This window comes from Epibacterium sp. ABZ3_068 (assembly GCF_056159265.1).
Map to the genome: position 1 here is coordinate 3,608,307 of NZ_JBSWUV010000001.1, position 14,417 is coordinate 3,622,723.

Below are 14,417 nucleotides of genomic sequence, written 5' to 3' on the forward strand. Positions count from 1 at the left end.
CTGTGATGAAGGTCAAAGACTGCTCGGTCTTGCCTGAAGCCGGACATTACGCCGACAAAAATTCACGTCCTAACGCAGGTTCAATGGCTCATGAGAGTCCGGGCCCGCGCGAAATGGCAGACCTTCGGCAACCTCTTGATACTCTTCAATCATTTCCACCACCAAAGCCCTCGCATCGCCAACGGACAGAACGCGATAGATGCTTGTCTGCGTGTCAAAGGCATAGTCCAGAAGATCACGTTCGGCTGGGCAATAGCTTAGCGCCCCGGCTTCGACATAGATAACCTGATCCTCTGCAAAACGAGGCAGGACAAGTTCCATGCGCGCTCCGGGCGGCACACGGGAAATCCCGCGATAGCCTTCCAGCGTGCAAGCCGGAACCACAGCAAAGGGTTCACCGAACTGACGTTCAATCACATCGCTTTCAACCAATACCCCCTGATCCGGCATGACCCACATGGGCGCCCGGTTATTGAGAGCATCCGCCGGAATATGGATCGGTGCCCGCAAAGCAGAGACCGCGCCATCGCCTGTAACCAACGTCTTGCGAAAAAGCTCGGTAATGGGTTGCATGCCGTGATCAAAGGTCAGCACCTTATCCCCCGCGGTCAGGGCTTCCACAGGACGCCAGCCAAGGTTTGAGGCCACATGAGTCCCCGCCAACAATCCGCCCGTTCCTGTGCTCACCAAACGGGCTTTGCCCGACAGGCGATCACTCAATTTCAGATCTTTACGCTTCAACAGCCATTCCAGCATTCTGCCGTTCTCCAACCTGATGTGGCGGACTTCATGCAAGGCAACATCACCCTTCAAGCAACTGATTTCATTTTGGTTTCGAACAAACGATTCCCAAAAAACAGAGCAGGAATTCGGTCACCTCAGCCCAGTTCCTAGGACTGTGTTAATGGCAAATCGTTAAAAGAGTATTCAAATCGTTCGATTTCAAGGGCCGAAATCCGACCGACAATTTCCTGCGTCTCAGAATTATAATACCCGCGCCAGTCCCGATCCCGGGCGCTTTCATTGATCTTGGGAAGGGTGAGTTCAAATCCCAGGTGGTCGAACAAAGGCCGTGCATCGGTGGAAAACTGCTCCAAACGGATATAAAGATCCGCACGCTCCATACCGGCAGACGACGTCATGTAACGCGGTGCCGGATTTTCCCGTATCGACCTTTGCACCAAAGGGTTTCGCAGAAAGTCAGAGAACTCTAGCTCCTTTGCCAGTGAAACAGATGGGTGGGAAAACCTCTGCATCTTGAGCCAATGATAATAGCTGACCATCCGGTCCCAGGGATTGCGCACAAGCGTAAATGAAAAAAGAGCATTGAACTGCGCCTCTGGCAGCAGCCCTTCCAGATCCGCGCGGGTGGAATGCTTCCACAGCCGTCCTCGTGAGGATACCCCTTTCAGACGCCGACGGCGTTTCAAGGCCTTTGGCGTATCCCCAAGCATCATATCATCAGCCATCGCCCGCGCCTCAAGCGCAAGCGCCAGAGCGGTTCCCCCGGTCTTGGGAATATGGACAAACAGATAGTTACGGCCAGTGGAAAGGATCATGGGAGCAAGCTAGGCGATGAATGGGTCGGCGAAAAGACAAGCTGCGTGAAATTCTCCCCCTTTTGCGGGGCTTAAAGCGCGCAAACACATTTGCCGCCGCGCCAAGCCCTGTGCTAATCTCCAGTCAACAAGAAAACAGGCAAGCGCCATGACGGCACTCAAGGAATATCAGCGGCTCGAAGCAGCCGGGCTGTGGCGCGCCACGCCCGATGCACAGCGCCGCGATGTGATCATCTCAATTGGTGATGCGACCCTGACCATTACCGACCTGCAGGACCGGCCACTCGCCCATTGGTCCCTTGCTGCAATTGACCGCAGGAATCCGGGTCAGTTTCCGGCGATTTTCCACCCGGACGGAGACCCCGGAGAAACGCTGGAAATCCAAGAGGACGAGGTCACCATGCTGGATGCGATCCAAAAGGTGCAGTCCGCCATCGACCGCGCGCGCCCTAGACCGGGTCGTTTGCGCGTTTTGGGAAGCCTTGGTGTGACAGCTGTCATATTGGCCGCTGCAACCCTCTGGATGCCCGGTGCATTGCAGCGCCATGCATTGTCGGTTGTATCTGACATCAATCGCAAGGCTATTGGCCAAGCGCTGTTGGGCCGTATCGAGCGGCTGTCCGGTCAGGCCTGCGTGACGCCCCAAACGGCTCCTTTGTTGTCGGAACTGGCAGACCGCACAAATGTGCGACAGATCGTGGTCCTGCGTGACGGTGTTGCCACCAGCCTGGCCTTGCCCGGAGGGATCTACCTGCTGAACAGCAGCTACTTTGAAGATTTTGAGGACCCGGCCGTTGCTGCCGGTGCGGTTCTGGTGGAACGCGCCCGTACACGCATCGAAGATCCGTTGCTGGCGCTTCTGGCAGCGGGCGGCATCCCTTCCGCCTTTCATTTGCTGACCACCGGACAATTGCGGCAAGACACGCTGGACACCTACGCAGAGAATGCCTTGACCCAGCCAAGGCCCGCGGTCGAAGAACAGGCGATCCTTGCAGAATTTGCGCAAAGCGCGATCCCCTCGTCGCCTTATGCCTATGCTCTGGACATCACCGGTGAATCCACAATCGGACTGATCGAAGCGGACCCATTGGCCCATCGCGACCTGGAACCGTTGCTGAGCGATCAGGAATGGGTTCAGCTTCAAAATATCTGTGGCTGATACTCTGTGGCTGATACAACGGCAGCGGATAGAACCGAACGAAAAAAGGTCGGCAGAACCGACCCTTTTGTAGTCCGTACCTTACGCATGCTTACTTGCTGAGACGTGCTCCGGAGAAACCGATTTTACGGACTTTGGACAAAGCCGATTGAGCGGCGGCGTCACCATGAAACGGGCCTGCAAGAACAACCTTGTATGTTTGTCCCTGACGGGTGAGACGCCCCATGCGAACGGGAAGGCCAGTCCCGGACAAACGCGTTGCAGCTTGCTGCGCGGCTGCGGTATCCGCATACACATCCGCGCGCACATAACGCGGGGTCTGCGCCAGTTGCTGGCTGGCTTCTTCTGACAGAAAGCTCAACTGCGCCGATGTATGCTGCTGTCGATTTGGGGCCGTAATCGTCTGTGGCGCAACCACGGGCGCCAGTTTGCGCGGCACTGTGTTGGTCCAGACCTGAGCCATACGCGCATCACCTGACGCGCTCCCCTGCCCCCTTGACGGATTATGTCGGTCAGTGCTGCCTGCCACGCGCGCAAACCCGTTTGGCACGGCAGTAGACTCGGCGGCACGCGGGAACAAATCCTGTTCCGCTCGACGTGGGTTCAACCGATCATCCTGCCACACAGCGCGATACCCCGCCGGATGTTCGATCCCCCTTGCCAACTGACGTTCCTGGTAAAGATGCGCAGGCAAAACGCGGGTATTTGCAGGCAAGTGAAGCGACGATTGCGGACCGAATTCCACGGGGTTTTCGGGCTGTGGTCCACAACGAACCCCGGTCGTATTGGTGTATTGACGGCTGATGTCTGAAAGCCCCGAACATGGGCCGGACGACACCTGTGGTGAAACCGGTGCAGACTGGATAACCACAGGTGCCGCTTCGATCCGTGTCACCCGGCGTACAGTTTGCGGTTTTGGCTGGGGGGCAGCTGCAGCAGAAACAGGGGCCGGAGCAACCCGAGTTGGTTTTTGTTGCGTGACAATCCGCGTTCCTGCGGATGGCACCGGGGACCTGGCAGTTTGGACACTCTGCGCCGCTGCGGTTGGCTGATCGGCTGCTGGCAGCGTGATCAGCTCAGGCCCGGCAGAGGTGGTGCGCGAAACAGGTGCTGCGCTTCCTGATACATTGGTCGGTTGAAACCCACAGACCTGACGACGGTTGCGCTCCACACGAGGCACCCAATTCACAAGACCGTCAATTCCTGCACGAATGTAAACACAGCCCCGGCTGTCCACATATTGCCGCCCCTGATACGAGCTCGGCGGCACCTCTGCAGGCGGGCTTGCGGTCCGCAACTGCTGCGCGCTTGCCCCCTGCGCTCCGAAAGTACCTGAAATTATGGCGAGAGCAATAATTCTTGTTAGTTTCATGCCTGTGCCCCACTAAATATGGCCACAGAATGCCTGAAAAGCGAATCTGAGTAAAGATCGGATCGCGGGAATATGGCAGGATTAGGGCAGGTTTTGCACCCTGCCCTCTCGGATTTTCAGTTACTTATTTGGTGCCGAACATACGGTCGCCCGCATCACCAAGCCCGGGCAGGATGTACCCTTTCTCGTTCAGCTCGCGATCCAAAGACGCAGTCACAATAGAGACATCGGGATGGGCCTCTTTCATTCGGGCAACCCCCTCGGGCGCGGCGAGCAAACAGAGGAAGCGAATATCCGTCGCACCTGCTTCTTTTAGCAGGTCAATGGCCGCAACAGATGAATTGCCAGTGGCCAGCATCGGGTCGACGGCAATAACCATCCGATCGCTCAACCCCTCGGGCGCTTTAAAGTAATATTGAACCGGTTTCAGAGTTTCCTCATCCCGGTACAAACCAACAAAACCAACGCGGGCCGATGGAACCAGCTCCAACACCCCGTCCAGCATTCCATTGCCCGCACGCAGGATCGACACCAGCGCGAGCTTCTTACCGGCCAGAATGGGGGCTTCCATATCCTCCATCGGTGTTTCTACAGGCGTGGTTGTAAGGGGAAGATCCCGTGTGACCTCATATGCCAATAGCTGGGTGATCTCACGCAAGAGGCGACGGAACCCCGCAGTAGAGGTTCCCTTGTCCCGCATCAAGGTCAGCTTATGCTGTACCAGCGGGTGATCAACAACTGTCAGATGCTCGGCCATATTTTCAGCTCCCGTTACGTTTTCGGCTTCCTAGCCGGCTGTCCCGCGCAGGGACAAGGTGTTTTTACCAAATGGTTAAATAAAGCTCTGGCCCGGTCCCCGGTTTTCTACCCCCAGATGCTTGGCCATAGTTGCGGCGACATCAACAAAGTGCACGTCGCCAATACGACCCGCAGCAGCCCCTGCCACCAAAACAGGCACTCTTTCGCGGGTATGATCCGTTCCTGGCCAGCACGGATCATTTCCGTGATCAGCTGTCAGGATCATCAAATCCCCGGATTGCAAAGCCGACAGAACCGCGCCAATTTCACGATCAAACCACTCTAGGGCACGCGCATAGCCTGAGACATCACGGCGATGCCCATAGAGGCTGTCAAATTCGACAAAATTCGCAAACGTCAGACTGCCGTCCTTTGCCGTGCGAACCCGATGCAGAAGATGGCCCATCAATTGCGCATCGTCACCTTTATCAAGGGTATCAACCCCTTGCATGCTGAAGATGTCACCGATCTTGCCAATTGCATGTGTCTCACCTCCGGCATCTTGCACCCAGTTCAACAGGGTCGGCTGTGGCGGAGCCAAGGCATAATCGCGGCGATTTCCAGTGCGCCGGAACCCGGTCCCGGCATTGCCCACAAACGGGCGAGCAATCACCCGACCGACCCGCATCTGATGCAGTCGCGGTGCGATTGTTTCGCAAAGATGCAGCAGCCGGTCGAGACCAAACTGTTCCTCATGGGCGGCAATCTGAAACACGCTGTCCGCTGAGGTATAACAAATCGGGCAGCCGGTTGAGACATGTTCCGCCCCATATTTCCCAATGATCTCGGTTCCGGAAGCGTGACAATTGCCCAATGTTCCAGCGGTTCCGGCAAGATCAGCCAGCGCTTGCATCAGGTCTTGCGGAAAACTTGGCTGCGCATCGGGGAAGACATGCCAATGCCAAGGAACCGGAACCCCCGCCAATTCCCAGTGCCCGGTTGGCGTGTCCTTTCCCGGGCTGATCTCGGACGCGGTACCCCAAAGACCTTGCGGCACAGCTCTCAGCCCCGGCAGCGGAACAGATGAAGCCTGGCGCACAGCAGCCCCCAGGCCGAGACGGTCCAGGTTTGGCAGTTTCAGCGGACCGCTACGTCCATCCTCGGCCCGACCAGCCGCACAGGCCTGAGCTATATGGGCAACCGTGTTCGCGCCGAGATCTGGCAAATCCCCGTTAAAGAAAGACGCCGCATCGGATGCGCCGCCAATGCCAACCGAATCCAGAACAACCAAAAACGCCCGCGCCATCAGCCGACACTCTCGTACAACAAAGGCGCACTCTGCGGCGGCGTCGGCGCAATCTGGATTGAACTCAGGACATCCTGGACAGCCCGCGCAGCAGCATCCTTCGACGCGGCATGCACGATGGCAAGCGGTTCACCGGCTTCAACTTTTGCCCTCAACCGAACCAACTGCGACAAGCCAACAGAAGGATCAATTGCATCGCTTTCCACCAATCTCCCCCCACCAAGGCGCACCACCGAATGCCCGAGGGCCTCGCCATCGATCGCGGAAATATACCCCTTTGACCGCGCTTCAACTGGAATTTGAACAGGTGCGGACGGCAGGACCTTGGACCATGTTTCGCCGAAATCAGAAGGGGCACCCATCTCAACAACCATCTGGACAAATCGCTCAAGGGCGGATCCGTTTTCAATTGCGTCCCGCAGTTTGCTCTGTCCTTCGGCCTCATGTGCAGCCAACCCACAATCCGCCAGCAAGCGCCCGCCCAAAAGGGCCGAGATCTCGGCCAGTGGTCCCTTTTTCCCCGACAACGACGCCATGGCCTCGCGGATTTCCAGCGCATTACCAAGCGCCGGGGCAAGTGGCTGGTTCATATCGGTGATCAAGGCTGAACAGGCGCATCCCGCAGCCTGTGCGGTTTCGGTCAACGCCTGAGCCAGCCGACGGGCCTCTTCCAATGTCTTCATAAAAGCGCCTGATCCGACTTTGACATCCAGCACCAGCGCGTCCGGGCTGGCGGCGAGCTTTTTCGAGAGGATCGAGGCGGTAATGAGGTCCAGACTTTCAACCGTACCGGTGACGTCCCGAATGGCATAGAGGCGTTTGTCCGCAGGCGCGATGCGCGCAGTTGCCCCCACAATGGCGCAACCCACCGATTGCATCAGGTTCCGCAAGCCGCCTTCGTCCACCTGGGTTTTCACGCCGGGGATGGCTTCGAGCTTGTCAAGCGTGCCGCCTGTGTGGCCAAGACCACGGCCAGATATCATCGGCACATAGGCTCCACAGGCCGCAAGTGCCGGTGCAAGCACCAGCGACACGCAGTCACCAACACCGCCCGTGGAATGTTTATCGAGCACCGGACCATCCAGTTTCCAGTCAAAGACATCGCCGGTATCGCGCATTGCAAGCGTCAGGTCAGAGCGCGCAGCCGTGTCGAGCCCGCGCCAACAGACTGCCATTGCAAAAGCGCCAGCTTGCGCATCACTGACCGTGCCATCGGCCAGGGCTTGGGCAAACCACCTGAGGCTTTGCGATGTCGGTGTCTGCCCCAGCCTCAGCCCCGAAATAATGCTGCGCGCGTCCATAGTCAGTCCTGATCCAGGAAGTCCGCGCCAAAAGATCCGGGCAGAAGAGCCCCGACAGTTGTGTCGCGGGTCTGCCCATCAACAGTCGCCAAAGTGACTTTGACCTCCGGTTGGGCAAATTCGGCCAGTTTTTGTCGACACCCGCCACAGGGAGGAACCGGCTTAGGGCAATCCGCGACAACAAAAACCTCCTGCACTTCGGTTTCGCCCGCCGCAACCATTGCCGCAATTGCGCCTGCCTCAGCACAGGTGCCTTCCGGGTAGGCTGCGTTTTCCACGTTGCAGCCAACATAAACCGCGCCCGAAGCTGCACGCACAGCCGCACCGACTTTGAATTTCGAATAAGGCGCATAGGCGTTTTTGCGCACCGCTTCGGCAGCAGCTTTCAAGGTTCCGGTCTCTGAGCTCATGATTTTCCCCAGTTTCTTTCTATTCGCACCCGCAAAACAACAGGCGGTACTTTTTTGACTGTTTGGTCAGCATCCAAACTCTGCCCCCAAACAGCGCCCTTCGCAAGGGCGCGCGCTGCGCCGGGATGTGTGTTTCATACAGTTTGTGGACAGGCTGCCTTTGAGCTACGCGACAAATCAAATTCTCCCGCCCGTCGTCGATCTTTTGCAAGCTCTCCTCCCGTTGGGCGTGGCAGCGCGCTATGCGCGCTGCGTGTTGCGCTCTGGGGCGAAGCAAACGCATTCGAACTGCCTTGCGTGCCGCAGGCAACAGAAGGGCGCAAAAAACCACCGGCGCGCTCAAAACTGGTTCCCCCGCGCAGACCTATTGTTTAATGTTAAACTAAGTTTGGGAGAGCTTTTATGACTGATACAAAATCACTGCGCGAAGACGCGCTGAATTATCACGAGTTTCCACGACCCGGTAAGCTGGAGATCCGCGCGACCAAGCCAATGGAAAACGGCCGCGATCTCGCGCGTGCCTACTCACCGGGGGTAGCCGAGGCTTGTGTCGAAATCAGCAAGGATCCCAAGACCGCCTCTCGTTATACTGCGCGTGGCAATCTGGTTGCAGTGGTGTCCAATGGATCAGCCGTTCTCGGGCTTGGGAATATCGGGGCGCTGGCGTCAAAGCCCGTCATGGAAGGCAAAGCCGTTCTGTTCAAGAAGTTCGCCGGAATTGACTGTTTCGACATCGAAGTAAATGAAACCGATCCCGAAAAACTGGCTGACATTGTCTGTGCGCTTGAACCTACGTTCGGCGCGATCAACCTGGAAGACATCAAAGCTCCGGATTGTTTCATCGTCGAAAAGCTCTGCCGCGAGCGGATGAACATCCCGGTTTTTCACGACGACCAGCATGGCACGGCAATCGTGGTGGGCGCAGCCGCAACCAATGCTGTGCGGGTGGCTGGTAAGAACTTTGAAGACATCAAAGTTGTCTCGACCGGGGGCGGTGCGGCAGGGATCGCCTGCCTCAATATGCTGCTGACCCTGGGGGTCAAACGCGAGAATGTCTGGCTCTGTGATATTGAAGGTCTGGTCTATGAGGGGCGCGAGGCCGACATGACCCCACAAAAGGCGGATTATGCCCAAGCCAGCGACAAGCGCTCACTGGATGAGGTGATCGAAGGCGCCGATCTGTTCCTGGGCCTTTCGGGCCCCGGCGTTTTGAAGCCAGAGATGGTGGCAAAGATGACAGACACGCCGATCATCTTTGCGCTGGCCAACCCAACGCCTGAAATCATGCCGGAGGATGCGCGCAAGGCCAAGCCAGACGCCATCATCGCAACCGGACGCAGCGACTTCCCGAACCAGGTCAACAATGTGCTTTGCTTCCCCTTTATCTTCCGGGGGGCGCTGGACGTTGGCGCGACAGAGATCAACGACGAAATGAAGGTTGCCTGTGTCGAAGGCATCGCAGAGCTTGCCCGCGCAACAACAAGCGCCGAGGCGGCCGCAGCCTATAAGGGCGAACAGCTGACTTTTGGCGCGGACTATCTGATCCCCAAACCCTTTGACCCGCGCCTGTCCGAAGTGGTTGCCAAAGCCGTTGCAAAAGCCGCGATGGAAACCGGCGTCGCCACGCGCCCGATGGATCTGGATAACTACCGCGACCAGCTGAACGCCGGCGTCTTCAAATCTGCCATGCTGATGCGCCCCGTGTTTCAGGCCGCATCAACCGCCAGCCGCCGCATTGTGTTTGCCGAGGGTGAGGACGAACGTGTCCTGCGCGCCGCCCAGGCTATTCTGGAAGAAACCACCGAACGCCCGATCCTCATCGGCCGCCCCGAGGTGATCAACCAACGATGCGAGCGCCTGGGCCTGTCAATCCGACCGGATCGTGAGTTTGAACTGGTAAACCCGGAAAACGACCCGCGGTACCGGGATTATTGGGGCACCTATCACGAGTTGATGGCCCGCAAAGGGGTCACGCCGGATCTGGCCCGGGCGATCATGCGCACCAACACCACCGCGATCGGCGCAGTCATGGTCCATCGTGGCGAAGCCGACAGCCTGATCTGCGGCACATTCGGCGAATACCGTTGGCACCTGAACTATGTCACCCAGATCCTGGGCAATGACACCCATCAACCCGATGGCGCTTTGTCCCTTATGATCCTGGAAGATGGGCCGCTGTTTCTGGCGGACACCCATGTTTGGTCCCTACCCGCTCCGGATCAGCTGGCGCGCGTGGCGATGGGGGCCGCCCGTCACGCCCGTCGCTTTGGTGTGGAGCCGAAAATCGCATTTTGTTCGCAATCTCAATTTGGCAACCAGGCCGAAGGCTCGGGCAAGCGTCTGCGCGAAGCGATTGCGCTGCTCGACGCCAGGGAAACCGATTTCCAATATGAGGGCGAGATGAACATCGACGCGGCGCTTGATGCGGAACTGCGGGATCGTCTTCTGCCGGGCAACCGTCTCACTGGGGAAGCAAATGTTCTGATCTTTGGTCATGCAGATGCAGCGTCCGGCGTACGCAACATCCTCAAATCCAAGGGCAATGGCCTGGCTGTCGGCCCAATCCTTATGGGTATGGGCAACCGCGCCCACATTGTTACGCCGTCGGTCACCGCGCGCGGCCTCCTGAACATGGCCGCAATCGCCGGCACACCGGTTGCACATTACGGCTGACCGTTTCAGACAATATCACAGCGGCCTCTGTTTGGGGCCGCTGCTGCAACCAGCGCCTGTGCCAGCCGGTTGCGCACCCACCTCGCCCAGCTACTGTTTTCCCTGCGACCTCAACACAAGGATGAATCACGCCAAAGTGGTTTGCGCCTGACCGCGCAACACGCGCTTGCGTAATTTTATTAGCTTTGCAAATCTGAGTGCAGTTTACGAAAGAATTTGCAGCTTTGTGGAGTTTGCAAATTTGCCGGAGATTGCCTTGTAAAATTGGAAAATTTCAGGGCGCAAACATAGAAATCTTCGTCAATTCCTTTACAAAAGTTAAAGAAAGCGGGGGCTGATGCTTGCCTGTTTGCAAACCCGTCGCCTACGCAAGAGATAGGGAGGACAATTACCATGGGTTATCGCGACATTTATTCGACCTGGCAGGCTGATCCGGAGGCATTCTGGATGGAGGCGGCACAGGCCATAGATTGGGTTGAAGCTCCGACCAAAGCGCTCACGGACAAGGGCGATGGCCTTTATGAATGGTTTGCAGATACCAAGGTTAACACCTGCTGGAATGCGGTCGACCGCCATGTGGAAGCGGGACGCGGCGAGCAGACCGCAATCATCTACGACAGCCCGATAACCCACACCAAGCGCGAAATCTCATATGTTGAGCTGCGCAACCGCGTGGCCAACCTGGCTGGTGCTCTGCGCGCCAAGGGTGTCGAAAAAGGCGACCGCGTCATTATCTACATGCCGATGATCCCCGAAGCGCTGGAAGCCATGCTGGCCTGTGCCCGTCTTGGTGCGGTCCATTCGGTTGTATTCGGCGGGTTTGCTGCCAATGAACTGGCTGTTCGGATTGATGATGCCAAACCCAAGGCGATCATCGCCGCCTCCTGCGGGATGGAGCCGGGACGTGTTGTTCATTACAAACCGCTCCTGGACAGTGCGATTGATCTGGCAGATCACAAACCCGAGTTCTGCGTCGTGTTCCAACGCGAACAGGAAGTTGCGCAGCTGATCGAGGGGCGCGATTATAACTGGCATGGCTTCCAATACGGGGTTGAGCCGGCAGAATGTGTCCCGGTTGAAGGCAACCACCCGGCCTATATTCTTTATACGTCCGGCACCACTGGCGCGCCCAAAGGGGTGATCCGCCACACCGCAGGCCAGTTGGTCGCGCTGAACTGGACCATGAAGAACATCTATAATGTGGCACCGGGTGATGTGTTCTGGGCAGCCTCGGATGTGGGTTGGGTCGTTGGTCACTCCTATATCTGTTACGGGCCTCTGATCCACGGCAACACCACCATAGTATTTGAAGGCAAGCCGGTGGGCACCCCGGACGCGGGCACTTTCTGGCGGGTGATCCAAGAGCACAAGGTCACCAGCTTCTTTACCGCCCCGACCGCCTTTCGCGCTGTCAAACGCGAAGATCCCAAGGGCGAATTCATTACCAAATACGACCTCTCCTCACTGAAACAGGTTTATTTGGCAGGGGAACGCGCCGACCCCGATACAATCACCTGGGCGCAACAGCATCTCGGGGTCCCGATTGTGGACCATTGGTGGCAGACCGAAACCGGTTGGGCCATTGCCGCAAATCCCATCGGCATTGAAGAGCTCCCCACCAAGCTCGGCTCCCCAGCCGTGCCCATGCCCGGTTATCAGGTCGAAATCCTGGATGAGGCCGGCCACCCGGTTCCCGCCGGGACCCTGGGTGCAATCGCGATCAAGCTGCCACTCCCACCGGGCACGCTTCCAACCCTTTGGAATGCAGAGGACCGGTTCAAGAAAAGCTATTTGACCACCTTCCCCGGCTATTATGAGACAGGTGATGCAGGCATCATTGATGAGGATGGTTACATCTCCATCATGGCGCGGACCGATGATGTGATCAACGTGGCTGGCCACCGCCTGTCGACCGGTGGGATGGAAGAGGTGCTGGCCGCTCATCCGGATGTTGCCGAATGCGCCGTCATCGGGGTCACCGACACACTGAAAGGGCAGATGCCTGTTGGGTTCCTTTGCCTGAATGCCGGCTGTGACCGTGACCGCAGTGAAATTGTCACGGAAGTGGTCAAACTGGTCCGCGAGAAGATTGGCCCAGTTGCCGCCTTCAAGATGGCGGTGGTGGTTGATCGTCTGCCAAAGACACGGTCCGGTAAGATCCTGCGTGGCACGATGGTCAACATTGCGGACAGCACACCCTTTAAAATGCCTGCGACCATTGATGACCCCGCGATCCTGGATGAAATCAAAGAGGCGCTCCAGACCATCGGGTATGCGCAAGGATAACGGTTTTACTGGCGGCACACGTCGTCTGTTAACCACCTCTTAACCTCCTCTTGGCTCATGCCTCATTTTAACGCGCTGCGAATTTCTTCCGCAGCGTGTTTTTCCGTTTTGCTTGCAACCTTCTGCATTCGTTTTACGCTCCCTATTGAGGAGAGTTGCATATGAAAAACGAAGAGGTTTGGCGTTTGGACGCCAGCGGGTTGACGACGTTAACCCGGTCGGGAGCTATTACCGCAGAAGATGCCGCAAGCGCGGCAATTTCCCGTATGGATAGGGTTAATCCACAGCTGAATGCAGTGGTAACCCCCCTCACCGAGGAAGCGCTTGAGACAGCGCGGGCATTGGACAGGGCGCGCAGCCGCGGCGAGGCGTGCGGCCCTTTGCATGGGGTTCCGGTTACCATCAAAATAAATGTCGACCAGGAAGGCTGCGCCACGTCCAACGGCGTCACCGCGCTCAAAGATCTGATTGCAGCCGAAGACGCGCCCGTGGTGGCAAATCTGAAAAAGGCCGGCGCAGTTGTGATCGGTCGCACCAATACGTCCGAGTTTTCCTTTCGCGCGGATACCGACAATCCGCTGTTTGGCCGCACTCATAACCCCTGGGGTTCACATCTTTCGGCAGGGGGATCCTCTGGCGGGGCCGCTGCAGCCGTGATGTCGGGTATTGGCGCATTGGCCCATGGCAATGATATTGGCGGCTCACTGCGATTTCCTGCCGCAGCCACCGGAGCGGTTACGTTGAAACCCGGGCTGGGGCGCGTGCCGGCCTACAATCCCAGTCAGTCAACAGAACGGGGATTGCTGGCGCAGAACATGTCTGTTCAGGGACTACTTGCCCGTTCTGCCCGCGATCTGGACCTGTCGATGCCTTCGCTCATCCTCGCTGATGGGCGCGACCCTTTGCATTTTCCCGTGCCCTGGAGCGGCCAACCCATGGACGCCCCACTCAGGGTGGCCTTTACGCGCGAAACCTATGGATACGATCTGCATCCGGATGTGGACGCGGCACTGGAAGCCGCACAGGACGCGCTTCTTGATGCGGGCTATCGTGTGGAAGAAGTTGAAACGCCAAGTGTTTTTGAAGCTGGTCGGATCGGATATCGCGCGCTTCTGGGGGAAGTCAAAATCCTGTTGGGACGCGACATTGCCGACCTGGGCTCTGATACGATCCGCAGTATTTTTGAGACCTACTATCAGGAATTCACACCGCTGTGTGGCAGTGATCTCTTGCGCGCGATGGCGGAACGTAGCCGGTATATGCGGGACTGGAACCGTTTTCTGGCGCGGTATCCTTTGGTCCTGTCGCCCTTTTTGTTCCGCCCCTTCTTTGCTCCTAACCGTGATGCGGAAGGGCGCGACGGCGTGCAGGAAGTTCTGGGCGAAGCGATCTATTCCTACGCAATGAACTTTCTTGGGCTGCCGGCCGTCTGCCTACCGGCAAAACTGGCGCAAGGGGCCTACGGGCCGCAGCCGATTAATGTTCAGATCATCGCCCAACGCTGGCGCGAAGACCTGGCTGTCGAAGCCGCCCAGGCAATCGAGCAGCGCCTGGGACAAATGTGTCATCCGCTGTGGGAGATTATGGAGGGCTAGACCAGCCCTCCCCCCTGT

Annotated in this window: 11 protein-coding genes; 4 read left to right on the top strand and 7 right to left on the bottom strand. The window is 57.7% G+C overall.

Annotated elements, in window-relative coordinates:
* Window positions 1–69: 69 nt before the first annotated feature.
* Window positions 70–756 carry a Hint domain-containing protein gene (locus ACXAEW_RS17290; protein WP_474942508.1) on the bottom strand — a complete coding sequence of 229 codons (687 nt, stop codon included), beginning with the start codon at window positions 754–756 and terminating at the stop codon, window positions 70–72.
* Between the two features lie 134 nt (window positions 757–890).
* A complete protein-coding gene (locus ACXAEW_RS17295; RefSeq protein ID WP_474942509.1) occupies window positions 891–1,559 on the bottom strand; it encodes a sulfotransferase family 2 domain-containing protein in 669 nt (222 codons plus the stop codon).
* A 148-nt stretch (window positions 1,560–1,707) separates the two neighbouring features.
* On the opposite strand from ACXAEW_RS17295, the gene ACXAEW_RS17300 reads away from it, so the two are divergent.
* Window positions 1,708–2,718, top strand: a complete 1,011-nt coding sequence (locus ACXAEW_RS17300) for a hypothetical protein (protein ID WP_474942510.1) — start codon at window positions 1,708–1,710, stop codon at window positions 2,716–2,718.
* Window positions 2,719–2,809: 91 nt separating this feature from the next.
* On the opposite strand, the gene ACXAEW_RS17305 is transcribed toward ACXAEW_RS17300, so the two are convergent.
* The 5 genes from ACXAEW_RS17305 to ACXAEW_RS17325 form a co-directional block, all read right to left on the bottom strand.
* Complete coding sequence (locus ACXAEW_RS17305) at window positions 2,810–4,090, bottom strand: SPOR domain-containing protein (RefSeq protein ID WP_474942511.1); 1,281 nt, start codon at window positions 4,088–4,090, stop codon at window positions 2,810–2,812.
* A 124-nt stretch (window positions 4,091–4,214) separates the two neighbouring features.
* Window positions 4,215–4,847, bottom strand: a complete 633-nt coding sequence (upp, locus tag ACXAEW_RS17310; RefSeq protein WP_474942512.1) for a uracil phosphoribosyltransferase — start codon at window positions 4,845–4,847, stop codon at window positions 4,215–4,217.
* Between the two features lie 75 nt (window positions 4,848–4,922).
* Window positions 4,923–6,134: a phosphopentomutase gene (locus ACXAEW_RS17315; protein ID WP_474942513.1), complete on the bottom strand. Its 1,212-nt coding sequence runs from the start codon at window positions 6,132–6,134 to the stop codon at window positions 4,923–4,925.
* Window positions 6,134–7,435, bottom strand: a complete 1,302-nt coding sequence (locus ACXAEW_RS17320) for a thymidine phosphorylase (protein WP_474942514.1) — start codon at window positions 7,433–7,435, stop codon at window positions 6,134–6,136. Before ACXAEW_RS17320 ends, ACXAEW_RS17315 begins: the two co-directional genes overlap by 1 nt.
* 2 nt (window positions 7,436–7,437) lie before the next feature.
* Window positions 7,438–7,845 (bottom strand): cytidine deaminase, encoded by a 408-nt coding sequence (locus ACXAEW_RS17325; RefSeq protein WP_474942515.1) that lies wholly within the window; start codon window positions 7,843–7,845, stop codon window positions 7,438–7,440.
* A gap of 402 nt (window positions 7,846–8,247) precedes the next feature.
* Between ACXAEW_RS17325 and ACXAEW_RS17330 the strand changes: the two genes are divergently transcribed.
* The 3 genes from ACXAEW_RS17330 to ACXAEW_RS17340 all read left to right on the top strand — a co-directional run bounded on the left by ACXAEW_RS17330 (window position 8,248) and on the right by ACXAEW_RS17340 (window position 14,399).
* Window positions 8,248–10,518 carry an NADP-dependent malic enzyme gene (locus ACXAEW_RS17330; protein WP_474942516.1) on the top strand — a complete coding sequence of 757 codons (2,271 nt, stop codon included), beginning with the start codon at window positions 8,248–8,250 and terminating at the stop codon, window positions 10,516–10,518.
* Between the two features lie 393 nt (window positions 10,519–10,911).
* Complete coding sequence (gene prpE / locus ACXAEW_RS17335) at window positions 10,912–12,804, top strand: propionate-CoA ligase PrpE (protein ID WP_474942517.1); 1,893 nt, start codon at window positions 10,912–10,914, stop codon at window positions 12,802–12,804.
* A gap of 161 nt (window positions 12,805–12,965) precedes the next feature.
* Entirely contained in the window at window positions 12,966–14,399 is a 1,434-nt protein-coding gene (locus ACXAEW_RS17340) for an amidase family protein (RefSeq protein WP_474942518.1), read from the top strand.
* Window positions 14,400–14,417 lie beyond the last annotated feature (18 nt).

Bases quoted from the DNA above. Each gene is read 5' to 3' on its own strand.
- ACXAEW_RS17290 (WP_474942508.1), bottom strand. From the start codon at position 756: ATGCTGGAATGGCTGTTGAAGCGTAAAGATCTGAAATTGAGTGATCGC.
- ACXAEW_RS17295 (WP_474942509.1), bottom strand. From the start codon at position 1,559: ATGATCCTTTCCACTGGCCGTAACTATCTGTTTGTCCATATTCCCAAG.
- ACXAEW_RS17300 (WP_474942510.1), top strand. From the start codon at position 1,708: ATGACGGCACTCAAGGAATATCAGCGGCTCGAAGCAGCCGGGCTGTGG.
- ACXAEW_RS17305 (WP_474942511.1), bottom strand. From the start codon at position 4,090: ATGAAACTAACAAGAATTATTGCTCTCGCCATAATTTCAGGTACTTTC.
- upp (WP_474942512.1), bottom strand. From the start codon at position 4,847: ATGGCCGAGCATCTGACAGTTGTTGATCACCCGCTGGTACAGCATAAG.
- ACXAEW_RS17315 (WP_474942513.1), bottom strand. From the start codon at position 6,134: ATGGCGCGGGCGTTTTTGGTTGTTCTGGATTCGGTTGGCATTGGCGGC.
- ACXAEW_RS17320 (WP_474942514.1), bottom strand. From the start codon at position 7,435: ATGGACGCGCGCAGCATTATTTCGGGGCTGAGGCTGGGGCAGACACCG.
- ACXAEW_RS17325 (WP_474942515.1), bottom strand. From the start codon at position 7,845: ATGAGCTCAGAGACCGGAACCTTGAAAGCTGCTGCCGAAGCGGTGCGC.
- ACXAEW_RS17330 (WP_474942516.1), top strand. From the start codon at position 8,248: ATGACTGATACAAAATCACTGCGCGAAGACGCGCTGAATTATCACGAG.
- prpE (WP_474942517.1), top strand. From the start codon at position 10,912: ATGGGTTATCGCGACATTTATTCGACCTGGCAGGCTGATCCGGAGGCA.
- ACXAEW_RS17340 (WP_474942518.1), top strand. From the start codon at position 12,966: ATGAAAAACGAAGAGGTTTGGCGTTTGGACGCCAGCGGGTTGACGACG.